This is a genomic window from Chitinophaga sp. 10T418 (assembly GCF_056394125.1).
Window position 1 is genome coordinate 643,012 of record NZ_JBFTHG010000001.1, and the last position, 25,502, is coordinate 668,513.

The window sequence follows — 25,502 nt, forward strand, 5'->3', positions numbered from 1 at the left end:
CGGCGGATCGCTTAGATCTCCGCTGCATTTACTAAAAGCTAAAAGCTAACATCTAAAAGCTCATTCATGGCCCGTTTAATGGCAATAGATTACGGAAAAAAAAGAACCGGACTGGCCGTAACAGATCCCTTGCAGTTGATTGCCAGTGGGCTTACCACCGTTGCTACGCATGAACTGATTCCTTTTCTCAAAAAATACTTAGCTGCAGAACCTGTGGAAACGATTGTCATCGGCGAACCTAAAAACCTGGATGGGAATGCTACCCATGCTACGCCACTGGTGATAGAGTGTATCAGGATCCTTAAAAAGAACTTCCCTGATATTCCGATAGTGAAAGTAGATGAGCGGTTTACGTCAAAAATGGCATTTCAGACAATGATAGACAGCGGTCTGAAGAAAAAAGACCGCCAGAACAAAGCCCTGGTGGACGAAATCAGTGCTACTATTATATTGCAGGAGTATCTTCGGAATAAAACATAGTAAAAAATAAATATAACAACCATCATCAGGCAATCCCGGCGCCAGACAGAATTCTAAAATGTCTATCTTTGCGGATTAAACCAAGTATTTGAACATGATTTTGCCAATAGTAGCTTACGGGCACCCGGTTTTGAGGAAAGTAGCGGAAGATATCACACCAGAGTATCCTAACCTGAAAGAATTAATTGCCAATATGTGGGATACCATGTATGGTTCAAATGGCGTGGGCATTGCAGCTCCGCAGGTAAATAAAGCCATTCGCCTGTTTGTAATTGATAGCGAACAGATTATTCATAACCTGGAAGAAGACGAGAAAAACGACTATCCCGGCGATACTGGCGTGAAAGGTGTATTTATCAATGCACATATCGTGGAAACAGGAGGAAAAGACTGGGCGTATAACGAAGGCTGCCTGAGCATTCCTAAAGTACGGGAAGATGTAAACCGCGCAGAAACCGTTACCTTGAGCTACGTAGACGAAAACTTCACACCACATGAAAGAACATTCACTGGTGTTACCGCCCGGGTAATCCTGCACGAATACGATCATATAGACGGGGTTTTATTTATCGATCACCTGAAGCCATTAAAGCGCAGGATGCTGAAGAGTAAGCTGGATGACATCACCAAAGGCAAAATCCGGGTAGATTACAAAATGAGCTTCCCTAAATAGGAAATAATTTTGTAATGTAAAGAAAACCTGTTATTTTGGTATCGTAAAGTATAACATCCATATCCTCAAACTTGGGAGCGACCTTAACATACACTGAAGTTGAATTGATTCAGGGCCTTTTGGCCAGGGATGAGAAAATATTTACTTATTTGTATGACCATTACTCACCGGCACTCTATGGTGTAGCCCTCAAAGTAGTAGGAGAAGAAGCCGCAGCAGGAGATGTTTTACAGGAAGTCTTTGTAAAAATCTGGCGCAATATTGATCGTTACGATGCCTCAAAAGGACGTTTATTCACCTGGATGTTGAATATTACGCGCAACACAGCAATCGACAGTCTTCGCTCAAAAAATCACAAACTGGAACAACGGGTACAGGATGTAAACAGTGTATCACTGATGTATGAACCGCAACTGGCGGTGCATTTGTCGGTAGACCATCTCGGCCTCACAAAGGTGATTGAACGTCTGCAAAAAGATCAACGCATTATTATAGACATGGCTTATTTCAAGGGACATACCCAGGAAGAAATAGCCAGGTCCCTTGAAATACCATTGGGTACCGTGAAAACGCGTATGCGCAATGCTATTATACAATTGAGAACACTCTTAAAACAATTGTAACTTTACAAAATAGTGGATGTACAACGCTACATATCATCCGGAATTCTTGAAAGCTACGTATTCGGTATGTTACCGGAAACGGAGCAGAATGAGGTGGAAACGGTCGTGCTACAATACCCTGATGTAAAAGCTGCAGTAGATTCGCTGCAACTGGACAAAGAAAGGTTTGTACAACTATACGCTGTTCCTCCACCCGCTGGAATTAAGGAGCGCCTGACAGAAATTATTCGTCAGGAAAATACGCAGGAAGGTAACGACCGGCTGCCTGAGGAGCTACGTGTGCCCCTTTCTGACATTGCTCCCGCAAAAAAGAACGGTAAACAGGTAATAGCGAAGGAAACACCAGTGAAAAAGCTACCCGCCGTAAAAAACTCTTCTGACCGCATCTGGAAATATGCCACCGCCGCCATTGTAATTCTGTTACTGGGCAGTGTGATCATGAATTTCTTTTTCTTCCAGAAATCCACCGACTATAAAAGCCGTTATAAATCATTAATAGCCACCAAGGAAAAACTGGAGGCAGACAAAGAACACCAGGCACTTACGAGTTTAAAAGAAACAAATCCTCTTCCAAAAGATCCGGATCCACTCACTAATCCTGATTTTAAATGGACCAGGATGCAAGGTGGTGGCGAATTTGCTGGTAAATCCATTTCCGTTGGCTGGAATGCACGTACACAAGCCGTTTACCTGCAGGCACAACTCATGCCCCTGCCTCCTTCAGGTAAGCAGTTTCAGTTATGGGCCATCGTGAATAAAAAGCTGGTAGATGCAGGCGTTTTTGATACAGGCGCCAACGTATCCCAGCAATTGCAACAAATGAAAGCTATTGCCGTAGCCCAGGGTTTTGCAGTTACATTGGAAAGAAAAGGCGGCAGTCCGGAGCCATCCATGGACCAGGTATGCATGTCTGCCAAAATAGCCAGATAAAAAAACGAGTGATTATTTAAGAATCTGTTTACCACTAGAAATCATTATATTGCTTAGATAATAAGCCCCGTTAATTAAGACACAAGTACAATAACTATTGAAAGATATCCTTGAAAGCTGAAGTCATGAAGATGAAGTTCCGTTATGTCATGTGCAGCACTCAGTTTCAATATTAAACACCCATAAAATTATATCCAATCTGTTTTGGAATACGCTCCTACATATACAGAAGCTGAACTGGTACAGGGCTTAAGAGCCCGTGACCAGAAGGTTTTTAGTTATTTATATGATCACTATTCGCCGGCTTTATATGGTGTGATCGTAAAAGTGCTGAACGATAACAGTTCTGCAGGGGACGTGTTGCAGGAGGTATTTCTTAAAATCTGGCGTCATCTCGACCGCTACGATGAGGAAAAAGGACGTCTTTTTACCTGGATGCTGAATATTGCGCGTAATACTGCCATAGATATTCTCCGCTCCAAATCTCATAAGCTGGAACAAAAAATCCAAAATATAACGGATGCCGTACATTCAGTCAACGGACCATTATCCGTTCATCCATCTACCGACTACATAGGTTTTTCCCGGATCCTGGAAAAGCTAACCAAAGAACAGCGTACCCTTATAGATTTAGCATATTATAAAGGCTGTACTCAGGAGGAAATCTCCCGGGTATTGGAGATCCCATTGGGTACAGTGAAAACAAGAATGCGCAATGCAATCATTCAGTTAAGAAATATTTTAAACAAGTAAATTTTTATAGCAATAGTGGACTCACAACACTTCATATCGTCCGGAATTATTGAGCTTTATATGGCAGGCATAGCTACCGAAGAAGAGGTACGCGAGCTGGAAGCTGCTATGGCACAATATCCGGCTGTGGCAGCACAGGTAGAAGCCTACCGCCGCAGTATGGAGGCGTATATCGAGATGCAGGGGATAGATCCGGAACCGGATATCAAAACAAGTTTATTCTCTAAAATCAATAATGAACCCAATTTGCAGGAGGGTGAGCCTGTACCCGATCAAGAACTGCAACAACCAAAAGTAGTGTCCATGCAAGAAACTAAAAGCCTATCCTGGAAATGGATTGCCACCGCCGCTGCCGTGCTGCTGATCGGCAGTCTAGTCCTAAACTATGTGTTCTTTAACCGGTACAAAGAATTCAGAGAGTACAAAGACAAATATCAGTCTTTACTCGTATCTCAGAACTCCATTTTGTCAAAGAGCAATCTTTACAAAACCCGTTTAGAACAAATGCAGGAATCTATGGAAATTATCCAGGATCCTAAAGTATTGAAAGTGCCGATGCCAGGTACCAAAGCGTTCCCTGAAGCATTAGCCACCGTATTCTGGAACCCGTCAAGCCAGCAGGTGTATCTGAAAGTTAATAAACTGCCAGAACCAACCGCTGACAAACAGTATCAACTCTGGGCTATCGTAGATGGTAAACCAGTTGATATGGGCGTGTTCGAAATGGGTGATACGGCCAGCCTCCTCCAGAAAATGAAAGTAACCGGCAAAGCACAAATGTTTGCCATTACCCTGGAGAAAAAAGGTGGTGCGCTGTCGCCAACTATGGAACAAATGTACGTGGCCGGGAAAATCCCTGGTTGATTGAAGAGCTGAAAGCGTAAAGCATAAAGCTATTATAGCGAAGATTTAAGCGATATTATAGAAATATAACCGCTTTTATCCTCGCTATAATAGCTTTTTGCTTTATGCTTTACGCTTTCAGCTTTTTTATTAAATTGCAGCCATGTCACATTTATGGAAAAGTATAGGCGGAACCGTGGTGCTCTGTCTGTTAACCTACTTACAACTTACAGCTCAGGACACTGCCCGGTATAAAGGAATGACGGTTAATCTGGATGAAGTAATTGTTGCTGCAAAACGTATAGGCTTCGACGTTAATAGTTTTATTAAAAGGGTGGAAGATGACACCACCTTTTATCGTGCATTCAAAAATTTACATATTGTAGGTTTCGATGCCGTAAACGATATACAAATCCTGGATAAAAAGGCCGCCATACAGGCATCCCTGTACAATGAAACCCACCAGGACGTAAAAGGGAAATGCATGACCATGAAGGTGGCCAATGAAAAAATAACCGGCGACTTCTACACCCGCAAAGGCAATTACAATTATTACACCGCAGAATTATATGCTAATCTGTTTTTTACCAAAGGCACTATTTGTGTAGATGATGCCGGCGAAGCACCGGAACGCTCTAACGGGAGCCTGGCCAGGCACAAAGCCCAGTTGAAACAACTGATCTTTAATCCCGGAAAACCTATCCGTGGTGTACCTATCGTAGGACAAAAAGTAGCTATCTTCAGCAATGAAGTGATGCGCTTTTATGACTTCTCTATCTCCGCAGAAAATTATGTAGATGGCACCCCTTGCTATGTGTTTACTGCCAAAGCAAAACCCGGCCTGAGTCGTATTGATAGAGCCGATGTGGTAATTGATGAGCTGATCACCTGGTTTAACAAAGATAATTTTGAAATTGTAGGCCGTAAATATGCCCTCTCCTATAAAACAATGCTGTTTGACTTTAATGTGAAGATGAACGTGCAGATGACCAAATTTAACGGACTACTCATACCTTCACTGGTTACCTATAATGGTACCTGGAATGTGCCTTTCAAAAAAAGAGAAACCGCCATTTTCGTAGCGAAATTTGTAAATTTTACTGCTGCACAGTAACTAATTAATCAGCGTGATCGTCCCGGACTTATGCACCGGTATTCTTGTGTCTACCTCTTTATAATCTACTACCCACACATAGGTAGCTACATCCGCCATTTTGCCATTTACACGCCCTGTCCAGCCCACCTGCGGATCGGTGGTGTAAAACACCCGTTCGCCCCAGCGATTGTAAATACTTATGGTATAATCGTATATGGGACACCGGTAGACCGGCCGGAAATAATCATTCCTGCCATCACCGTTAGGCGTGAAGGCGGTTGGGAAAAATAACTGACAAGCACAGTCGTGGTACCGGACTACAATGGAATCGGCAGTTTTACCGCAGCTATTATAAGCTACAATGGCGTACAAACCAGGCTGTGTAACAGTGTACATAGGCGTGCTGGTACTGTCCTGCCATTTGTAAATACCGCCGCCGGCGCCGGTAGCGCGTAACTGGTATACTTCATTTCTGCAGAGCAGCGTATCCGGACCAAGGTTCACCCGTAGGGTATCTTCATATGATACGGAGATACTATCGAAAGATTCGCACCTGCCTATTTTGGCATGCACATAATAGTAGCCCGGTTTGGTAACATAATAGGTGGCCTGATCGGATCCATCCTGCCAGAGATAGGTGCCATTACCGAAATCCGCTGTCAGCACAAGGAAATTGCCTTTGCAGATAGTGGTGTCATTACCCAGGTTCAGTTTCTTGAGCCGGTTATAATTAATGAAAATAGTATCGACAACGCTACAGATATGATTGATTTCCACCAGTGCCCAAAGATTGGTGGTGTTATTAATCGTTACTGCCGGTGTGGTTGCGCCGGTACTCCATTCCCATTTGGTGGCTTCCGGAATATTGGGTGCTATCCTGATAGATTCACCCGGACAAAGCAGGGTATCCGCTCCTAACGAAAAAGGATAGGGCGTACCGGTAAAGGTAATGGTGATATCGTCTGAAATCGGGGCGCAACCTTTCGGAAACACATCTACATGATAGGTGCCTGATGTTGTTACCTCCTGTGTAGGCTCTGTATTACCAGTGTTCCATTTATATGTGCAGTTCTGCGCTGTAGCATCCAGTGCAATATGTTCTCCGGTACATAAAATAAGATCCTTGCCCAGATCTATTTTTGGAATAGGAGTATAAAAAACATTCACAGAATCCGGGTTAGGACATCCGTTGATGGATACTTTATAGGTTTTAGAGGTATCTACGAGGATGCTGCTACCGGTGGAACTGTCCTGCCAGAGATACCTAGCGCCGGGTATTACCGGGGCATTCAGCGTCATGGTGGAGCCTTCGCACAAAGTGACATCCTGTGGACCGAGATCAAAAAAAACAGGTGTTACAATCGTTATTTGTTGGATGGTAGTATCAGGTATCCCTCTGCGCCAGGCCACCAGCGTGTCTGTATAAGTACCAATATTATGGTAGATATGGAACGCGCGCATGGTTTTGGAAGAATCCTTATCAGCGGATAATGGATCTCCGAAAAACCACTTTACAGAATCAATGCCTGCAGGGGTGATTATCTGGAAGAAGGAAGTATCATTCACACAGGTAGATGATACCGTAAACGGTGTTTTGCCTTGTGCGGCGGTGCTGTTGGTAAACAGGCAGCATACCAGTAAAACCGGTAAAAGATATAGGATGCGAAAGGATCTTGGTAATTGGCTTCTCATGCAATGACATGGTAATTGCTGCTAAGATAGCTTAAAGTATGTAGAATATTTATAATAATAACAATGAATTATCTGATTTCTTTGTTAAGTAAAGTGCTAAGTGTATGAAACTAAAAGGCGTCAGATGGTTTATCAACCGCTCTGACGCCTTTTAAATAACAATTATATCATTACACTTCATCGTCTTTCAGCGGTCTCGCTGAAATATATCTTTTCCATTTTTCCAGTACGGAGGTAAAGTCGGAAGGTAAAGCACTTTCGAAATACATCTGCTCGCGGGTGCGGGGATGTATGAAGCCCAGCTGTTGTGCATGCAGGGCGTGACGAGGCATGATTTCAAAACAGTTTTCTACAAACTGTTTGTACTTGGTGTATACCGTTCCTTTTACAATCCGGTTACCACCATAGGTTTCATCGTTAAAGAGCGAGTGACCTATATGTTGCATATGTACACGGATCTGGTGGGTACGGCCGGTTTCCAGTCTGCATTCCACCATCGTTACATAATTAAAGCGTTCCAGTACGCGGTAGTGGGTGATGGCTTCTTTACCATATTCCCCATCAGGATATGCATCCATGATTTTACGTAACCGTTGGTGGCGGCCTACGTGGGCTACTACGGTTCCTTCATCTTCTTCAAAATCGCCCCAAACCAGTGCAATGTAGCGGCGATGCACGGTGTGATCAAAAAATTGTTTCGCCAGGTCGTTCATCGCTTTGGGAGATTTGGCGATGACCAGCAAGCCACTGGTATTTTTGTCGATACGGTGTACCAGTCCAAACCGGGGTATTTCCGGTTCTGTTACCTGGGTTTTATCGCCCAGATACCAGGATAATCCATTTACCAGTGTACCATCGCGGTTACCGCAGCCGGGATGTACTACCAGGCCGGCAGGTTTGTCGATGATCATGATATCCTCATCTTCAAATACAATATTCAGTGGTAACTCCTGTGGGATAATGTCCGTATTCTCCGGGTTCCGGTTAGAAAACACAACAATCTTGTCCAATGGTTTGATCTTGTAATTTGCTTTAACGGGTTTATCGTTCACAATTACCATTTCACCATCGAGGGCTTGTTGTATCTTATTGCGGGTGGCGCCTTCTATGCGGGCCGTGAGGAATTTATCAATACGCAGTGGCTCCTGACCTTTGTCCACCACCATATTGATTTTCTCATATAGTTCCTCGCTGCCATCACCATTATCCAGCTCATCTTCCAGTTCCAGCAATTCTTCAGCCATTAATATAATTTTTTGCAAAGGTAAAGTTTAGTTGCCAGTTTAGCAGCCATCTGTGCAAATGTTCCGTATCACGGCGATTTGGCGTACCTTTGCGCAGCTGAAAAGACCAATAATGACCATGGAAAAAGTAAAGCAACAGATTGTAGTAAAAGACCTCGGCGTAATAGCATACCAGGCAGCCTGGGATTACCAGGAACAGTTGTTGAAGGAAAATGTGCAGTTGAAGTCCCATGTGGCCGATCAGTCACCCAAGCCTACTACTAATTACCTGTTGTTTTGCGAACATCCTCCGGTATATACTATTGGCAAAAGCGGACATATGGAAAACCTGCTGATCTCTGAAAAGGAGCTGCAGGAGCAGGGGATAGGCTTTGTACCTACCAACCGCGGCGGAGATATTACCTTTCATGGGCCTGGTCAGGTAGTTGGCTATCCGATTATGGACCTGGAGAATTTTTTTACCGACATCGGCAAATACCTGCGCTTTCTGGAAGAAGTCATCATTCGCACCCTGGCGGATTACGGTGTAACCGGCGACCGCTCCAAAGGAGAAACCGGTGTATGGCTTGATCCCCACGATAAAGAAAAGGCCCGTAAGATATGCGCTATGGGCGTGCGTTGCAGCCGCTGGGTAACCATGCACGGCTTCGCTTTGAATGTAAATACCCTTATGGATTATTTTAATAATATCATCGCGTGTGGGATAGCAGATAAGAAGGTGGCTTCACTCGACAAAGAGCTGGGCCGGGAGGTAAGTATGGAAGAAGTGAAAGCAAGACTGAGCAAGCACTTCGGAGAAGTGTTTGAGGCAGAGATGGTGTAACATAACAATATAAAAATGAAGGCCCGTATGGTATTCCATACGGGCCTTCATTTTTATGCCAGTACGGCAAATTAATTACATTTTATAGTTCAGCGGAATAAACAGGTTCCACTTCTCTTTCAGTTTACCTTCTTCAAATATTTCAAAGTTAAACCAGCCTGCATGCAGGAAAATGGCTTTCTCCAAAATAAGGAAGGGAGCTTTGATACGATCTATGTCAAAAAGAAAGGCGCCGTTGGATTCGTAAAACTTAACGGAGTATTTCTTTTGCAGGGCATCCGGCAGTTTGATGTTGATGTTGCCATCGGCAGTAGTATAAATATAGTTAGATGGGTGCCACAGCACTCTTTCCGGTTCTTTGTTTTCCTGCTCTTTGCCTCTCAGACCTTTGGCGGCATCTTTAATATCAGCATACTGCAGTTTCTGATCAGCACGGATGGTGCTGTCGGACAATGCCAGTACGGTTTTGCTATACATAAACCGGCCATTGGTGAATAAAATGAACAAACGATAATAGTTACTGCCAGGTAAAGGCTTGTTGTCCAGGTAAGCATTCCTTGTTTGAGTAGGATAGCTGGCGTAGCCAATGGTATTGAAGTTCAGTACGCTGTCGAGCGACCGTTGTATACCAATTTCTTTTACCTGTGTAAAGCCGGATATCCAGTCCAGCTGTATTTTGCCGGTTTTAATGGAGGCCGCGAAGTTAGGGAGTACCGGTGGAACATACTCCTGTTCCTGGGCCTGTCCTGTAAATGCGGTCAATAAAAATATTCCAATAACAAAAGTTATACGCACTAATTGCTTCATACTGATTATTCCGTGAGGCGCTTTAAGTTGGCAAAAATACACTACCGTTCAAATATAATGAACAGTTTTTAAAAGGATAGAACGCCGGGTGATAGGGAAAGATTGCCTTGCAGTCCACCGGTATGTATTAATAATACTTTGCTGTTGTCCGGAAAGTAGCCCTGCTGGACCAAATCACGGAAAGCCATGACAAGTTTACCCGTATAAATTATATCAGTAGGAATGCCGGTGTCTGCATAAAAAGTATTGATAAAATCTATAAGTGCAGGTGATTTCTTCGCATATCCTCCACCGTGATAGTCATGTAATAGCTCCCAATGCGCGGTAGTACCGGGGTGTAGCAGGTCGCTGACTTCTTTTTCCAGGTATTGTGCCCCTTTTAATACCGGGATACCAATTACCTGCTGATGTGGCAATGCACTGTTGATGAGGCCAGCAAGGGTAGTACCGGTGCCTGCTGCACAGAGGATATGTGTGAAATCAGTAGTGGGGAAGATGGGAAGAATTTCTTCGCAGCCTCTGGCACCCAGAGCGTTATGACCGCCTTCGGGAACTACATGGTAGTCCGGATAAAAGGTTTCCCATAGCTCTTTTGCTTTGCCATTGCGATAATCTTCCCGGCTAACGAAAATCAACCCCATGCCGTTATCGTCTGCTGTTTGAAGTGTGTGGTTCAGTTGGGGATAATGTTCTTCTCCCCGAATAATCCCCACACAGGGTAGTCCTGCTTCCTTACAAGCCAATGCAGTGGCAGCAATATGATTGGAATAAGCGCMGCCATAAGTGAGCAAACCGTTGTTTCCATGGGAGATGGCCGTTGTTATATTTTCTTTCAGCTTAAACCATTTATTCCCTGATACTTCCGGATGAATCTTATCCAAACGCAGCATGGCTGCCTGGATACGATCCGGCAGCCATGTGGTATGAATTGCTTCTAAAGTAATATTATCGTAAGTGAGCATTGTCAATTGTCTGAGTTGCGAAGGTCAGACAAACTTCACTTAATCATTCGTTAAAAATCCTCCCTGTCCTCTGTACAGCTTTACGGCCTTATCCAGCTTCACTTTCAGCACGGTGATGTATTTATCCTGTCCTTGTTCCGGTACATCTATAAATACGAGTCCGGGTACCGGGCTCCAGGAAATTTTACCAACTACTTTGTGGGTCAGCTGTTGTCCGCTGCCTAACATCGTAATGCTTTCAATTTTATTGGTGAGCCCTTTCACCATTACCTGGCCGCTGGTTTTGGCGGGCAGGAACAGGTAGAGGGTGCTGGAATCTTTAGAGAGGGTAGTTGGACCATAGAAGTGGCCCTGCGGAATACCGGCGTTGGTATTGAACACTGCTTCTCCGTTGCGTTGGTTCCAGGCGCCCAGTTCTTTCAACATTGTTACTTCTTCTGCAGGGATCGTACCATCGGCTTTAGGGCCTATGTCCAGCAGGAGGTTACCGCCATTGCTGACAGCATCTACGAAGATGGTAATGATTTCGAAAGGTGTTTTCCAGTTGTTGTCCTGTGGCTGCCATCCCCAATTGTTGTTGATGGTCATGCAAAGTTCCCACCAGTGGTACTTTGGACGGGATACCGGAAAATTCTGTTCTGGTGTTTCATAATCTCCATAACCTTGTAAACGCCCGTTGATGATGGTTTTGGGGTTATGGGTGGTGAGCATGTTACGCATTTTGGGAGCTTCCCATTCTTCGGGAGAGTGTTCCCAGTCGCCGTCAAACCACCACAGGTCCGGGTTGAACTTGGTCATCACCTCAGCCATTTGTCCTTCGTAGTACTTCAGGAAGCGCTGCCATCTTTCAGGCTGGGCCTTGATATCGTAGCGGTTACTGTCTTTCAGGAACTGCGGATAATCGTTATGACTCCAGTCGATCAGGGAAAAATAGGCACCACATTTGATACTATCGCGCCGCAATGCAGCGTAGAAGGGCGTGAGCACGTCTCTTTTAGCGGGAGTACTGTTAGCAACATCCAGTTTGCTGTATTTGCTATCCCACAAAGCCACGCCATCGTGGTGTTTGGTGGTCATTACTGCATAACGGGCGCCGGATGCTTTGATCAGATCGGCCCAGGCTTGTGGATCGTAATTACTTGCAGTAAAGCCTTTCAGCTGCTGCATGTAGTCAGGATAAGATATTTTTTTGTTGTGGAATGACCAGGATTCATCGATTCCGTTGACTGAATAAATGCCCCAGTGGATAAATATGCCCAGTTTGGCATCGGCAAACCATTGCATTTTTTCTTTAATCTCTTCCGGATTTGTTTTCTGTTGCGCATTGGCAGTAGTTAGAAGCTGCATGGCAAAGGCTCCCAGCACTAGTAATCTCTTCATTGTTCGGTTTAATTAATCTTTAAAAAAGGTGTTCTCCACAAAAAGAAAGTGTGAAAATAGTTTTAATGATTAAATTTAACGCCGATATTTTTAGGTAAATAATTGACAATTATAAAACTAATATCAAAAAAATGCAACCGACTTTATTGATTTTGGCGGCCGGTATGGCCAGTCGATATGGCAGTTTAAAGCAGATCCAGGAATTTGGCCCCAGCGGAGAAACTATCATAGACTACTCTATTTACGACGCTATCAGCGCCGGTTTTGGAAAAATAGTGTTCATCATCCGCGAAAATTTTGCAGCTGATTTCAAAGAAATCTTTGAACCTAAGCTCAAAGGCCGCGTGGCTGTTGATTATGTATACCAGGAGATGGATGCATTTGTAGGTGACCATGCGGTTCCTGCCGACAGGACCAAGCCATGGGGCACCGCGCATGCTGTCCTTTGCGCGAAAAACGCTATCAATGAACCATTTGCGGTAATTAATGCAGATGATTTCTATGGTACCGATGCTTTCGTTAAAATGGCTGCTTTCCTGAATAATGAATGCAAGCCGGACGTATACAGCGTGGTAGGCTATGAACTGGGCAAAACGATCAGTGAGCACGGTTCTGTTTCCCGCGGCGTATGCGAAGTGAGTGGTGGCAATCTTGCTGCTATCAACGAAAGAACAAAAATATACCCGGAAAGCGGTCAGATCGTTTATGAAGAAGCAGACGGCAGCAAACATCCGCTGGCTGCAGATACCCCGGTATCCATGAACTTCTGGGGATTTCATCCGAGTGTATTTGAACTGAGCCAGGGCCTATTCAACGAATTCCTGGATAAAAACCTCAGCAACCCTAAATCGGAATTCTTTATTACGATCGTTGCTGACGAATTTACCCGCCGGAATATAGGCCAGGTAAAAGTAATACCTACCAGCGCTAAATGGTTTGGTGTAACTTACAAAGAAGATGCACCAGGAGTGCAGGCCAGCTTATCGGCGCTGGTTGAGAATGGAGAATATCCAGACAATTTATGGAAATAAAACCCAACACGAAGATCCTTCAGGCTTTTGGACTTGAGCCTGAAGGATTAAATGTCCGAAAATTTGGATCAGGACACATCAACAACACTTTTTTGCTCGAAAAAAAGCAGGACGGCAGTAGATACGTTTTACAAAAAATCAATGTAAACGTATTTAAGGAACCAGATGTTATCGCCGCCAACCAAAGAATGGCAGCAGATTACCTGGCAGTTCATCATCCCGGCTATCTGTTTATTACGCCGATCCCCACGGTTAATGGGGAAGAGCTCTTTGTAATTGACAACGAATACTGGAGAATGATCCCTTTTATTGCGGATTCCGTAACGGTAGATCAGGCCGACAACCCAAAGCAGGCGTTTGAAGCAGCCAAACAGTTTGGCCGCCTCGCCAGTTACCTTTCGGGAATTGACCTGAAGCCGTTTAAAGCTTCTATTCCAAACTTTCACAACCTTACCCTACGGTACAGCGCCTTCCAGGATGCCATCCGTACTGCTAAGGAAGACAGGAAAGCTGAAGCAGAAGAGATGATTGAAGAATTCCTCCGCTATTCTGACATCGCTGTAACGTATGAACAACTGAAAACGAATCCCGAATTCAGGGACCATCTGATGCACCACGATACCAAAATCAATAACGTATTGCTCAACAAGGATACTTATGAAGGTATATGTGTTTGCGACCTGGATACCCTGATGCCCGGAAAAATCATCTCAGATCTTGGTGACATGGTACGCACTTATGTTTGCCCGGTTTCTGAAGAAGAAAGAGATTTCAGCCAGATCGTTATCCGCGAAGAATACTACGAAGCCCTGATGCAGGGGTACCTCGCAGAGATAGGCGGTACTTTAACAAAAGTAGAAAAAGAACAACTGTTCTTTGCCGGGAAGTTCATGATCTATATGCAGGGTATCAGGTTCCTCACCGACTACTTAAACGGTGATGTATACTACCCAATCAAGTATCCGACACACAATTACGACCGCGCCCAAAACCAATTGGTACTATTACAGCGGCTCATGGAAAAAGAAACGGTGCTGCAGGGAATCATTGACAAATGCCTGCACGTCAGCGTAACAAGTGAACAGTAAATGAAATCATTTTTAGAACGTGAACAGTAAGTGAAATGAAATCATTTTATCCCGGTGCTTCCTGCACCGGGATTTTTTTTGCCCCCAATTTACCCCCTGCTTTCTGAAAACAGGGCCCAAAATCCCCCTTATCCGCGTCTTTTGTACACAAAATCAGCAGATTAATTTATAACGATATATTGATTTGTTTAGAAAACACACAACTATCGACCTCTTTTTTTAAATATTTTCAAAAACGCTTAATGTGATTAATTTTTCACGAAATATTGGGGAGGTTATTGTTTTTTATTTTTTTCACGAATACTTTTGTAGAAACACTAAAGAAAATAAGACCTCCCATGTGGGTAAATAAAGACAACATAAAACTTAATCACATCGTACCTCAGCTCAACTGGGCTATCACGAAGGTCGTGATTATCGTCGTTGTCATTATTAGCCACCAGTATGGAGGATAGGTAAACGTGCATATAATCACAAAATATAACGCCTTCCTCCGCAAAGAGGAAGGCTTTTTTTTGGACTGTATATTCCCTTGTATAATTTCAATTTTATGTATAGCTATTACAACGACAACACCTTTCTTTACATCAACGGTGAGTACACCAAGGCAAACGCAGCTACAACAGACCTGTATGGCCAGTCACTCCACTACGGTTATGCAGTATTTGAAGGCATCCGCGCCTACAAAACCGCTAACGGTGAAGTGAAAATCTTTAAAGCGAAAGAACACTTCGATCGCCTGAAGCGCTCCTGTGAGCTCATCCACATCCCGTACAAGTTTGATAACGAAGAGCTGATCGCTGCTTGTTATAAAATACTGGAGATGAACAACATGGAAGAAGCTTACATCAGACCACTGGTTTTCTGTCCGCCTAACATGACCCTGAAAGCCGCTGCAGAATCACAAATCCTGATCTGCGCATGGGAATGGGGAGCTTACCTGGGAGAAAAACTGTTGCGCGTAATGACTTCCTCTTACGAACGACCCAATCCCAAAGCCTTCAAAATTGAATCCAAGTCGGCCGGCCTCTACGTAAACTCCATACTGGCCTCGCAGGAAGCAAAAGAAAAAGGCTACGATGAAGCACTTCTCCTCGATATGAATGGCTACGTTGCAGAAGGCCCCGGTGCTAACATCTTCTTCGAAAAAGACGGCAAAATATATACTCCTCCCGCCGGTAACATCCTCCCAGGCATCACCCGCGCCACTGTTATCGAGCTTTGCCAGGAACTGAATATCCCACTGGAAGAAAAATTATTTACCATTCCTGAACTCAAAGAAGCCGAAGGTGCTTTCTTCTGTGGTACCGCTGCAGAACTGATTGGCCTCGACTCCCTGGATGGCCAGTCTTTCAGCAAACCATGGGCACAGTCACTGGGTAAAGTGCTCCAACAGGCCTACAAAGCCAGAGTATTGGGAAAAGTATTTCAACGCGAAGCGCAGTTGGCGTAAAGCGTAAAGCAGAAAGCAAAAAGCTATGGAAGCGGACGCCTTTAGCGACTGTGCTAACAAATAATGGCAAAAGGCCTTCAGACTACACAATAGCTTTCTGCTTTCTGCCTTCAGCTTTCACTCTTGAAGGTTGTAAATCGAAAAACTTACAATCCTTTACTGTAAAGGATATGAAGACTCAAAAGACAGATTTGAAGACCGGTTTATTGGAAATTGTTGGTTTGAATATGAGGACGCTACCGGGTAATTTGTGGAGAAGTTTTAAAATAGGGTTACTATAAACAGCAGTAACCCCGGTAATAACTAAAAGCAATGGAATTAAATAAGTATAGCAAAACGATCACACAAGACCCTACACAACCAGCTGCCCAGGCTCAGTTGTACGGAATTGGTTTAACAGAGGAAGACCTGAAAAAAGCACAGGTGGGCATCGTCAGCATGGGCTATGATGGTAACACCTGCAATATGCACCTGAATGACCTGGCTCAGGACGTGAAAAAAGGCGTCTGGGCAAATGATCTGGTAGGACTTATTTTTCATACCATCGGGGTCAGTGACGGTATGAGCAATGGTACTCCAGGTATGCGTTATTCCCTCGTTAGCCGTGATCTGATTGCAGATTCCATTGAAACTGTTGCAGGCGCGCAGTATTACGACGCGCTGATCACCGTTCCAGGCTGCGATAAAAATATGCCCGGTTCCCTGATGGCTATGGGTCGCCTTAACCGCCCTTCTATCATGGTGTACGGCGGAACCATCGCTCCCGGAAAATACAAAGGCCAGGATCTCAACATCATCTCAGCATTTGAAGCTTTAGGTCAGAAAATGGCCGGCAAGCTGGATGAAGGCGATTTCAAAGGCATCGTACAAAATTCCTGCCCCGGTGCAGGTGCCTGTGGTGGCATGTATACCGCTAATACCATGTCTTCCGCTATCGAAGCACTCGGTATGAGCCTGCCCTACAGCTCATCCAACCCCGCGTTGAGCAAGGATAAAAAGGAAGAATGCCTCGCTGCAGGCCAATACATCCGCCTGCTCCTCGAAAGAGATATTAAGCCAAGAGACATCATGACGAAAGAGGCATTCGAAAATGCGCTCACCATTATCATGGCTTTAGGTGGCAGCACCAACGCTGTACTGCATTTCATTGCTATCGCAAAATCAGTAGGCGTTTCCGTTAGACTGGAAGATTTTCAGCGCATCAGCGACAAAACACCGCTGATCGCCGACCTTAAACCAAGTGGTAAATACCTGATGGAAGACCTGCACAACATTGGCGGCGTTCCACTGGTAATGAAATACCTCCTGAAGAAAGGATATATACACGGCCACTGCATGACCGTAACTGGTAAAACAATCGCCGAAAACCTGGAAAACGTGGCAGATATAGATTTCAGCACCCAGGACATTATCGTTCCGCTGGAAAAACCACTGAAACCAACTGCACACATACAAATCCTCTACGGTAATCTCGCTACAGAAGGTTCCGTTGCTAAAATCACCGGCAAAGAAGGCGAGCGCTTCAGAGGCCCTGCCCGCGTATTTGACGGCGAATTTGAACTGATTGCCGGTATCACCTCCGGTAAAGTGAAAGAAGGAGATGTGGTGGTGATCCGCCAGGTAGGCCCTAAAGGTGCACCTGGTATGCCGGAAATGCTGAAACCTACCAGCGCCATCATGGGCGTGGGATTAGGCAAAAGCGTGGCACTGATCACCGATGGCCGCTTCTCCGGTGGTACCCACGGATTTGTAGTAGGACATATTACCCCCGAAGCTTTTGAAGGTGGTAACATTGCCCTCGTAAAAGACAACGACATCATCGAAATAGATGCAACAAAGAATTTTATCAATGTGGAAGTAAGTGAGGAAGAACTGGCAGCCCGCAGGGCACAGTGGATACAACCCGCATTGAAAGCATCCAATGGAATCTTATTTAAGTACGCAAAACTTGTTAAAAATGCAACAGAAGGATGTGTTACCGATGAAGCCTGAGATAGCAGATAAGCAATTAACTGTTAAACCTGTGATTACAGGCTCCGAAGCAGTGATCCGCGCCCTCGTAGAAGAAGGTGTAGACACTATTTTCGGTTATCCCGGCGGGGCGATCATGCCTATTTATGATGCCCTCTACGATTTTCAGGATCAGGTTCGTCATATACTCGTCCGTCATGAACAGGGTGCTACACACGCCGCTCAGGGATATGCACGCAGTTCCGGCAAGGTAGGAGTGGCATTTGCTACTTCAGGTCCTGGCGCTACCAACCTGGTAACAGGTTTGGCAGATGCATACATGGACAGTACCCCAATGGTATGCATAACCGGCCAGGTAGCCGCTGCCCTGTTAGGTACCGATGCTTTCCAGGAAACAGATGTGATTGGTATTACCATGCCTATCACTAAATGGAATATTCAGGTAACCCGCGCAGAAGATATTCCAGGCGCTATGGCCAAAGCATTTTATATTGCCCGTAGCGGCCGTCCAGGCCCGGTACTGGTAGATATCACCAAAAATGCCCAATTCGGCGAGTTCGAATATGAATACAAAAAATGCGATTATATCCGCAGCTACCGCCCCGTTCCTGAATTAAATCCGGAAGCAGTAGCCGCTGCAGCAGCACTGATCAATAACGCGAAAAAACCATTCATTCTTTGCGGTCACGGTGTATTATTATCCGGCGCCGAAAAAGAACTGATTGCACTGGCTGAAAAAGCACAGATTCCTATGGGGATTACACTGCTCGGCCTTTCTGCTGTACCGGTAGATCACCCGCTGTATGTAGGTTTACTGGGTATGCACGGTAACTACGGTCCTAATATGCTCACCGGCGAAGCCGATGTGATTATTGCAGTTGGGATGCGCTTCGATGACCGTGTAACCGGTGATGTGGAAAGCTATGTACCCAACGCCAAAGTGATTCATATCGAAATCGATGCCGCTGAGATACATAAAATCATTAAAGCGGACGTACCCGTACACGCAGATGCTAAAGAAGCCCTGACGGCATTGATACAACAGGTAAACCCTGCTGAACATGCGGCCTGGCTGGAAGAATTCCGCGCCGCTGATAAAAAGGAATATGATAAAGTACAGCATGCAGAACTGTATCCGCAGGAAGGTGAACTGAAGATGGCAGAAGTAATCCGCCTTATTTCAGAAAAAACCAAAGGCGAAGCAGTATTGGTAACAGATGTAGGTCAGCACCAGATGGTGGCTTCCCGCTATTACCGTTTCAAAAATCCTAATACCAATATCACTTCCGGTGGTATGGGTACTATGGGCTTTTCACTGCCGGCTGCTATGGGCGCCAAAACAGGCACCCCCGAAAAAGAAGTAGTAGCGATCATCGGTGATGGTTGCTTCCAGATGACCCTGCAGGAACTGGCCACTATTCACCAGTCACAGATCGGTGTGAAAATAGTGATCCTGAATAACAATTTCCTTGGCATGGTAAGACAATGGCAGCAACTGTTCTTCGACAAACGCTATTCCTCTACTGAAATGGTCAATCCCGACTTTGTACAGGTTGCCAAAGGATTTTATATCCCCGGCAAAAAAGTAACTGCAAGGGAAGATATATCCGCCTGCATTGACGAAATGCTGGCTCACCAGGGCGCTTATCTGCTGGAAGTAGTGGTGGAAAAAGAAGACAACGTATTCCCCATGGTGCCTGCCGGCGCTCCTGTCAACACCATCCGGCTCGAGTAGCATTGCAGGAAGGATTCATATTGATCATTTGTAATTCACAACAGGTATATGCAAAAAGAATATACAGTAACGGTATATACGGAAGATCGTATAGGTATAACCAACCGTATCACCATTATATTTACCCGCAGGGGCATCAATATCACCAGCTTAACAACGGCTGAAACGGAGATCCCCGGCGTATATAAGTTCATCATAACGGTGATGTCTACACGTGAAAAGCTGGATAAAGTGGTAGGCCAGATAGAAAGACTCATCGAAATACACCGCGCCTTTGTACACGAGGAAGAAGAAGTCGTTTACCAGGAACTGGCGCTGTACAAGATTTCTACCAAGTCATTACACACCGGTGATGTAGAAAGACTGATCCGCGAAAATAATGCGCGTATTCTGACGATCACCGCTGATTATTTTGTCATTGAAAAAACAGGCCACCAGCAGGAACTCACAGATTTCATTAAGAAACTGGAACCATACGGCCTGATCGAGTATTCAAAGAGCGGTAGGGTAGCCATCGTAAAATGGAGCCGCCGTTTCCACGAACACCTGAAAGAACTGCAGGAACAAGACGCAGAAAACAGTCTTTAGCTTTTTAGCATTTAGCCATTAGCAGTTAGCTTTTAACAAGCATGCTAAAAGCTAACTGCTAATGACTAAAAGCTATCAAATTATAAATCATTATTCATTCAAATCAATCCTCAGCTAATAGCTAACTGCTAATAGCTAACAGCTAAAAAAAACTACACATGGCAACCATCAATTTTGGAGGGGTACTCGAACAAGTAGTAACCAGAGAAGAATTCCCTATGGAAAAAGCAAGGGAAGTGCTGAAGAACGAAGTGATTGCAGTAATTGGTTACGGCGTACAAGGTCCCGGCCAGGCACTGAACCTGAAAGACAATGGCTTTAACGTTATTGTAGGTCAACGTAAAAATTCTAAAACCTGGGATAAAGCAGTAGCTGATGGCTGGGTTCCTGGTGAAACTTTATTCGATATCGAAGAAGCTGCTCAGAAAGGTACTATTCTTCAGTTCCTGTTGTCTGATGCCGGACAAATCACCCTGTGGCCTACTTTAAAGCAACACCTGACTCCTGGTAAAGCATTATACTTTTCCCATGGATTTGGTATCACGTATAAAGAACAAACCGGTATTATTCCTCCGGCTGATGTAGACGTTATCCTGGTAGCACCTAAAGGCTCCGGTACTTCTCTCCGTCGCCTGTTCCTGGCTGGTCAGGGTCTGAACTCCAGCTACGCTATCTTCCAGGATGCTACCGGCCGCGCTAAAGAACGCGTTGTAGCACTGGGTATCGGCGTTGGTTCCGGTTACCTGTTCGAAACAGATTTCAAAAAAGAAGTATTCTCCGATCTGACCGGCGAACGTGGTTCACTGATGGGTTGTATCCAGGGTATCTTCGCTGCTCAGTACGAAACACTGCGTAAGAATGGTCACTCACCTTCTGAAGCTTTCAACGAAACAGTAGAAGAACTGACACAATCCCTGATGCCACTGGTAGCAGAAAACGGTATGGACTGGATGTATGCTAACTGCTCTACTACTGCTCAGCGCGGTGCGCTCGACTGGTGGAAGAAGTTTAAAACTGCTACCCAGCCAGTATTCGATGAACTGTACGCCAGTGTTGCTGCAGGTAAAGAAGCTGCCCGTTCTATCGCATCCAACAGTACACCTGATTATCGCGAAAAACTGAACGAAGAACTGAAAGAACTGCGCGAAAGCGAAATGTGGCAGGCAGGTGCGGCTGTACGTAAGCTGCGTCCTAACAACGCGTAATAGCAACTATTATAAATTACAATGGCAAAGCATTTTCGAATTATTGAAATTATTGGTGCTGGTATTTAGTACAGAAGAAAAATATTCTTGCTGTTTACTAAGTACGGTTCCATGATTTCGATAGCCCCGGAAATGCTTTGCCATTTGTATTAATTACATTTTATGTCTGAAGTAATGAGTAGTGTCAATTCCCTGAATATCCTCGATGCTGCAGTGAAGCTGAAGCCAGTGATCACACGCACGCCGCTGATGTATAGTGCCAATCTTTCCCGGCGCTATAACTGTGATGTATATCTGAAAAGAGAGGACATGCAGATTGTACGCTCTTATAAATTGAGAGGCGCCTATAACCTGATCAGTAGCCTGCACGGGGATATTCTGGCCAAAGGCGTTACCTGCGCCAGCGCCGGAAATCATGCCCAGGGCTTCGCTTACGCCTGTAAAGCCATGAACATTAAAGGCGTGGTATTCATGCCTGTCATTACACCGAAACAAAAAGTTAACCAGGTAAATATGTTCGGCGGCGATAATATAGAAATCCGCCTCGTAGGTGATACTTTTGATGATTGCTCTGCGGAAGCCCAGGCTTTCACAAAAGCAAATGGTATGACCTTCATTCCACCATTCGATAATCCAAAAATTATAGAAGGACAAGGTACCGTTGCAGTGGAAATACTTGAAGATCAGTCAGCGATCGACTACCTCTTTGTACCCGTTGGTGGCGGCGGTTTGGCTGCCGGCTTAGGCACTTACTTTAAAACCTATAGTCCCAAAACCCACATCATTGGTGTAGAACCGGAAGGCGCTCCCTCCATGCTCCGGGCGCTGGAAAACGGAGCACCCATTACCCTCGATGAAATTGAACGCTTTGTAGATGGTGCTGCTGTAAAAAGGGTAGGTACCCTCAACTATGAAATCTGCAAAGATGTACTGGAAAGAATGCACCTGGTTCCGGAAGGTAAAGTATGCTCTACTATCCTCCGGTTATATAATGAAGATGCAATAGTGGTGGAACCCGCCGGCGCTTTATCCATTGCAGCACTGGACGATTTTGCAGAAGAGATAAAAGGCAAAAAAGTAGTATGCGTGATCAGCGGCAGCAACAACGATATTGACCGCATGCAGGAAATAAAAGAACGCTCCCTCCTCTACGAAGGATTAAAGCACTATTTTATTGTACGCTTTGCACAGCGCCCCGGCGCACTGAAAGAGTTTTTGAATCATATCCTCGGCCCCACCGATGATATCACCCGCTTTGAATACATACAAAAACATAATAAAGAAATCGGCCCCGCCCTGGTAGGTATAGAACTCAAGTACCGCGAGGATTACGACAAGCTCATGGCCAATTTCAAAAAGTATAATTTTCAGGTTACTGAACTGAATAAGGATGACAGCTTATTTGGGTATCTGGTGTAATAATATAGCTCCTGTAAAACCGGGGGCTATTTTATTTTAGCTGTAGTTACGGGCATATCCAGCAATTCACAGTCCTCAATTTTAAGATCCCATATCTGCCCCCGGCAGTACCCCTTTATTAACAAGGGATTGCCCTTTACCAGGAACACTTCTTTATGATTCGACGGGAAGCATTTAATGGCATGAAACCCGTCATTGCTCCTCAGGAGCAGATATACGGTTCCCATTGGATCCAGACCGGTACCAATATAGGTTCCCGTGACATAAACTGTTTTATTACTATACTTTTCATTGACTTCAGGATCATTGGAAAGATAGAGTTTTTGTAATGCCATGGCACTGATCGGATATTGAAGGCATCTGCCGATACCGGTATCTTCCGGAGAAGTATCCAGCATGATGTTGGAGGAGTCGCTTCGGGACACATTGTCTGGTTGATGAATAAAATACCAGGCCATTACTCCTGCTACGAGGAGCAGTAATAAACCGACTGTAACAGTTATCAGACGACTGGACCTGCGATAGGTATTGGAGGTAATCTTCGTCATCATTTGAGGTTTTGGGATATAGCAGTTGTAAAGGTATCGACAAAATTGTATGACAGGCTTTGCTTAACGAATGTATAACAAAAAAGACCCGTTATGGTTCAACCATAACGGGTCTTTTTACTATTAGTATACCCTACCAACCTCGGCAGGGTTATTTTAAACTCGCGATATCAATCACAAACCGGTATTTCACATCTCCTTTCAACATGCGCTCATAAGCCGTATTGATTTCATTGATATTGATCACTTCCACATCACTGKTAATATTATGCTCCGCACAATAGTCCAGCATCTCCTGTGTTTCACGGATACCACCAATCAATGACCCCGCAATACTACGGCGACCCATGATCAGGTTGAAAGCCGGTACTATAGATGGTTCCGGAGGAACACCCAGGCAGATCATCACTCCATCCAGGTTCAACAAATTCAGATAGGTAGTATAATCATGCGGTGCAGAAATAGTGTTGATAATAAAATCAAATTTGCTCCGCAATTGTTTCACCTGCTCTTTATCGGTCATCAGTGCAAAATGATGAGCACCGAGTCTTTTGGCATCTGCTTCTTTGGAAGGAGAAGTACTTAACATAGTCACCTCTGCACCCATAGATGCTGCCAGCTTTACCGCCATATGCCCCAAACCGCCCAAACCTACTACCGCTACTTTATGACCTTTGCCAACTTTCCAGTGACGCAGGGGAGAATAAGTAGTGATGCCAGCGCATAATAATGGTGCTACACCTTCCAGTGGTAATTTATCAGAAACCTTCAGGGTATATTTCTCATCTGTTACAATATGCGTAGAGTAGCCGCCGTAAGTATGTGTTTTACGATCCATCTCATACCCATTGTAAGTACTGGCGCCGCCGGTTACACAGTATTGTTCTTCACCTGCTTTGCAGGGATCACATTCGCGGCAGGAGTCTACAAAACAACCAATACCAGCCAGATCTCCTACTTTGAAACGGGTAACATGATCACCTACTTTGGTAATTCGGCCTACTATTTCATGGCCGGGCACCATTGGGTAAATGGAATTGCCCCATTCATTTCTTACCTGGTGTATATCGGAATGGCATACACCGCAATATAAAATTTCAATCTGTACATCATGCGGACCGGGTTCTCTGCGCTCAAAGTTCCATGGACCCAGCGGTGAAGCAGCATCCTGCACAGCGTAAGCTTTTGTTGCAATCATGGTGTAAAATTTTAGGCCCCGAAGCTACGTAATTTGTGCAATTCGGGATAAGTTCACCTCCGCACTCCCGTCTTTTTACCTTTTTTTCAATAACTTATACTGTAAATCCCCTCATCGCATCTTTTACTTTTGATATAAAATAATAGAATCATGGAGCTCAATTTAAAAGGAAAGGTCGCCATTGTTACAGGTGGCAGTAAAGGTATAGGCAAAGGCATTGCTGCGGCTTTACTGAAGGAAGGCGCTATTGTGGTGATTACCGCCCGCAATGCAGATGAACTGGAAGACACTGCCGCCATGTTCCGCTTACAGGGTAATGAGGTATTGGCAATAGTAGCGGATATGGCAAAAGAAGCTGACTTGCAACGTCTTGTCACCACTACGATACAGCAATACGGACATATAGACATACTAGTAAATAATGCAGGAGGTATAGATGCTTTTGGTCCGTTGGAAACCATTACAATGGATCAATGGCGACGTATTTTTGAAGTGAATTTCTTTGGCCAGGTAGCGCTCACCAACCTGGTAATCCCTCATCTGAAAAAACAAGGTGGTGGACGTATCATCAATATCTCCTCCGAAAATGCAGAGCAGCCCGATCCTAACATGGGCCACTACAATGCCACCAAAGCTGCACTGAATAATTATTCCAAAACCCTGTCGCAGAATTATGGTAAGGATAATATACTGGTGAACACCGTTTCTCCGGCATTCATTAAAACACCTTTGGTAGATGATATGCTGGAAGGCATCTCCAAAGAAAAAGGTATTTCTATCGCGGATGCTGCTAAACAGTTCCTGAAAGAAAACCGGCCTTACCAGGTGCTGGGACGGGTAGGATTGCCGGAAGAAACCGGCGGTATCGTGGCTTTTCTGGCCTCAGATCATGCCGCCTTTATCACAGGTGCCGTATTCCGGGTGGATGGTGGATCTGTAGGAACAGTGTAAATTACAGGT

Annotated in this window: 24 protein-coding genes; 17 read left to right on the forward strand and 7 right to left on the reverse strand. The window is 44.8% G+C overall.

All coding sequences use genetic code 11. From position 1 onward, the window contains the following. Nucleotides 1-66: 66 nt before the first annotated feature. From ruvX to AC1DCV_RS02715, 7 genes are all read left to right on the forward strand, one after another. Nucleotides 67-480, forward strand: a complete 414-nt coding sequence (gene ruvX, locus AC1DCV_RS02685; protein ID WP_477021717.1) for a Holliday junction resolvase RuvX — start codon at nt 67-69, stop codon at nt 478-480. Nucleotides 481-574: 94 nt separating this feature from the next. Next, nucleotides 575-1,153, forward strand: coding sequence for a peptide deformylase (gene def / locus AC1DCV_RS02690; RefSeq protein WP_441572350.1), 579 nt, complete (start codon nt 575-577; stop codon nt 1,151-1,153). 149 nt (nt 1,154-1,302) lie between these two features. Beyond that, nucleotides 1,303-1,776, forward strand: coding sequence for an RNA polymerase sigma factor (locus tag AC1DCV_RS02695; protein WP_441572349.1), 474 nt, complete (start codon nt 1,303-1,305; stop codon nt 1,774-1,776). Nucleotides 1,777-1,842: 66 nt separating this feature from the next. Next, nucleotides 1,843-2,706: an anti-sigma factor domain-containing protein gene (locus AC1DCV_RS02700; RefSeq protein ID WP_477021718.1), complete on the forward strand. Its 864-nt coding sequence runs from the start codon at nt 1,843-1,845 to the stop codon at nt 2,704-2,706. A gap of 204 nt (nt 2,707-2,910) precedes the next feature. Continuing rightward, on the forward strand, nt 2,911-3,459 hold the full coding sequence (locus AC1DCV_RS02705) for an RNA polymerase sigma factor (RefSeq protein WP_441572347.1): 549 nt from the start codon (nt 2,911-2,913) through the stop codon (nt 3,457-3,459). Nucleotides 3,460-3,519: 60 nt separating this feature from the next. Continuing rightward, the gene (locus AC1DCV_RS02710; RefSeq protein WP_477021719.1) at nt 3,520-4,323 is read left to right on the forward strand and encodes an anti-sigma factor; all 804 of its coding nucleotides are present in this window, start codon (nt 3,520-3,522) and stop codon (nt 4,321-4,323) included. Nucleotides 4,324-4,465: 142 nt separating this feature from the next. Then, complete coding sequence (locus AC1DCV_RS02715) at nt 4,466-5,416, forward strand: hypothetical protein (RefSeq protein ID WP_477021720.1); 951 nt, start codon at nt 4,466-4,468, stop codon at nt 5,414-5,416. On the opposite strand, the gene AC1DCV_RS02720 is transcribed toward AC1DCV_RS02715, so the two are convergent. Both AC1DCV_RS02720 and AC1DCV_RS02725 read right to left on the reverse strand, forming a co-directional pair. Continuing rightward, entirely contained in the window at nt 5,417-7,090 is a 1,674-nt protein-coding gene (locus AC1DCV_RS02720) for a gliding motility-associated C-terminal domain-containing protein (protein WP_477021721.1), read from the reverse strand. Between the two features lie 170 nt (nt 7,091-7,260). Further along, the gene (locus AC1DCV_RS02725; RefSeq protein WP_441572343.1) at nt 7,261-8,334 is read right to left on the reverse strand and encodes an RluA family pseudouridine synthase; all 1,074 of its coding nucleotides are present in this window, start codon (nt 8,332-8,334) and stop codon (nt 7,261-7,263) included. Nucleotides 8,335-8,452: 118 nt separating this feature from the next. Between AC1DCV_RS02725 and lipB the strand changes: the two genes are divergently transcribed. After that, nucleotides 8,453-9,157, forward strand: coding sequence for a lipoyl(octanoyl) transferase LipB (gene lipB, locus AC1DCV_RS02730; protein ID WP_477021722.1), 705 nt, complete (start codon nt 8,453-8,455; stop codon nt 9,155-9,157). Between the two features lie 75 nt (nt 9,158-9,232). On the opposite strand, the gene AC1DCV_RS02735 is transcribed toward lipB, so the two are convergent. The 3 genes from AC1DCV_RS02735 to AC1DCV_RS02745 all read right to left on the reverse strand — a co-directional run bounded on the left by AC1DCV_RS02735 (nt 9,233) and on the right by AC1DCV_RS02745 (nt 12,306). Next, a complete protein-coding gene (locus AC1DCV_RS02735; protein ID WP_477021723.1) occupies nt 9,233-9,964 on the reverse strand; it encodes a hypothetical protein in 732 nt (243 codons plus the stop codon). Nucleotides 9,965-10,032: 68 nt separating this feature from the next. Then, nucleotides 10,033-10,926: a 1-aminocyclopropane-1-carboxylate deaminase/D-cysteine desulfhydrase gene (locus tag AC1DCV_RS02740; RefSeq protein WP_477021724.1), complete on the reverse strand. Its 894-nt coding sequence runs from the start codon at nt 10,924-10,926 to the stop codon at nt 10,033-10,035. Nucleotides 10,927-10,965: 39 nt separating this feature from the next. Continuing rightward, nucleotides 10,966-12,306 carry an alpha-L-fucosidase gene (locus AC1DCV_RS02745; RefSeq protein WP_477021725.1) on the reverse strand — a complete coding sequence of 447 codons (1,341 nt, stop codon included), beginning with the start codon at nt 12,304-12,306 and terminating at the stop codon, nt 10,966-10,968. Nucleotides 12,307-12,437: 131 nt separating this feature from the next. Between AC1DCV_RS02745 and AC1DCV_RS02750 the strand changes: the two genes are divergently transcribed. The 8 genes from AC1DCV_RS02750 to ilvA all read left to right on the forward strand — a co-directional run bounded on the left by AC1DCV_RS02750 (nt 12,438) and on the right by ilvA (nt 22,796). Beyond that, entirely contained in the window at nt 12,438-13,337 is a 900-nt protein-coding gene (locus AC1DCV_RS02750; protein ID WP_477021726.1) for a sugar phosphate nucleotidyltransferase, read from the forward strand. Next, nucleotides 13,328-14,425 carry a phosphotransferase enzyme family protein gene (locus AC1DCV_RS02755; protein ID WP_477021727.1) on the forward strand — a complete coding sequence of 366 codons (1,098 nt, stop codon included), beginning with the start codon at nt 13,328-13,330 and terminating at the stop codon, nt 14,423-14,425. Before AC1DCV_RS02750 ends, AC1DCV_RS02755 begins: the two co-directional genes overlap by 10 nt. Nucleotides 14,426-14,975: 550 nt before the next feature. Then, nucleotides 14,976-15,878, forward strand: coding sequence for a branched-chain amino acid transaminase (locus AC1DCV_RS02760; RefSeq protein ID WP_477021728.1), 903 nt, complete (start codon nt 14,976-14,978; stop codon nt 15,876-15,878). A gap of 312 nt (nt 15,879-16,190) precedes the next feature. Beyond that, the gene (ilvD, locus tag AC1DCV_RS02765) at nt 16,191-17,870 is read left to right on the forward strand and encodes a dihydroxy-acid dehydratase (protein WP_477021729.1); all 1,680 of its coding nucleotides are present in this window, start codon (nt 16,191-16,193) and stop codon (nt 17,868-17,870) included. Next, nucleotides 17,836-19,584 carry a biosynthetic-type acetolactate synthase large subunit gene (gene ilvB, locus AC1DCV_RS02770; RefSeq protein WP_477021730.1) on the forward strand — a complete coding sequence of 583 codons (1,749 nt, stop codon included), beginning with the start codon at nt 17,836-17,838 and terminating at the stop codon, nt 19,582-19,584. Before ilvD ends, ilvB begins: the two co-directional genes overlap by 35 nt. A 48-nt stretch (nt 19,585-19,632) precedes the next feature. Next, nucleotides 19,633-20,172, forward strand: coding sequence for an acetolactate synthase small subunit (ilvN, locus tag AC1DCV_RS02775; RefSeq protein ID WP_441572334.1), 540 nt, complete (start codon nt 19,633-19,635; stop codon nt 20,170-20,172). Nucleotides 20,173-20,330: 158 nt separating this feature from the next. Beyond that, nucleotides 20,331-21,377, forward strand: coding sequence for a ketol-acid reductoisomerase (gene ilvC / locus AC1DCV_RS02780; protein WP_370912358.1), 1,047 nt, complete (start codon nt 20,331-20,333; stop codon nt 21,375-21,377). A 162-nt stretch (nt 21,378-21,539) separates the two neighbouring features. Then, nucleotides 21,540-22,796, forward strand: a complete 1,257-nt coding sequence (ilvA, locus tag AC1DCV_RS02785; RefSeq protein ID WP_477021731.1) for a threonine ammonia-lyase IlvA — start codon at nt 21,540-21,542, stop codon at nt 22,794-22,796. A 26-nt stretch (nt 22,797-22,822) separates the two neighbouring features. Here ilvA and AC1DCV_RS02790 read toward each other — a convergent pair whose 3' ends face one another. Beyond that, nucleotides 22,823-23,347 (reverse strand): hypothetical protein, encoded by a 525-nt coding sequence (locus AC1DCV_RS02790; RefSeq protein ID WP_477021732.1) that lies wholly within the window; start codon nt 23,345-23,347, stop codon nt 22,823-22,825. Nucleotides 23,348-23,495: 148 nt separating this feature from the next. Then, complete coding sequence (locus tag AC1DCV_RS02795; RefSeq protein WP_477021733.1) at nt 23,496-24,542, reverse strand: NAD(P)-dependent alcohol dehydrogenase; 1,047 nt, start codon at nt 24,540-24,542, stop codon at nt 23,496-23,498. 150 nt (nt 24,543-24,692) lie between these two features. Here AC1DCV_RS02795 and AC1DCV_RS02800 point away from each other — a divergent pair, with 150 nt between their 5' ends. Then, nucleotides 24,693-25,493 carry an SDR family NAD(P)-dependent oxidoreductase gene (locus AC1DCV_RS02800; protein ID WP_477021734.1) on the forward strand — a complete coding sequence of 267 codons (801 nt, stop codon included), beginning with the start codon at nt 24,693-24,695 and terminating at the stop codon, nt 25,491-25,493. Nucleotides 25,494-25,502 lie beyond the last annotated feature (9 nt).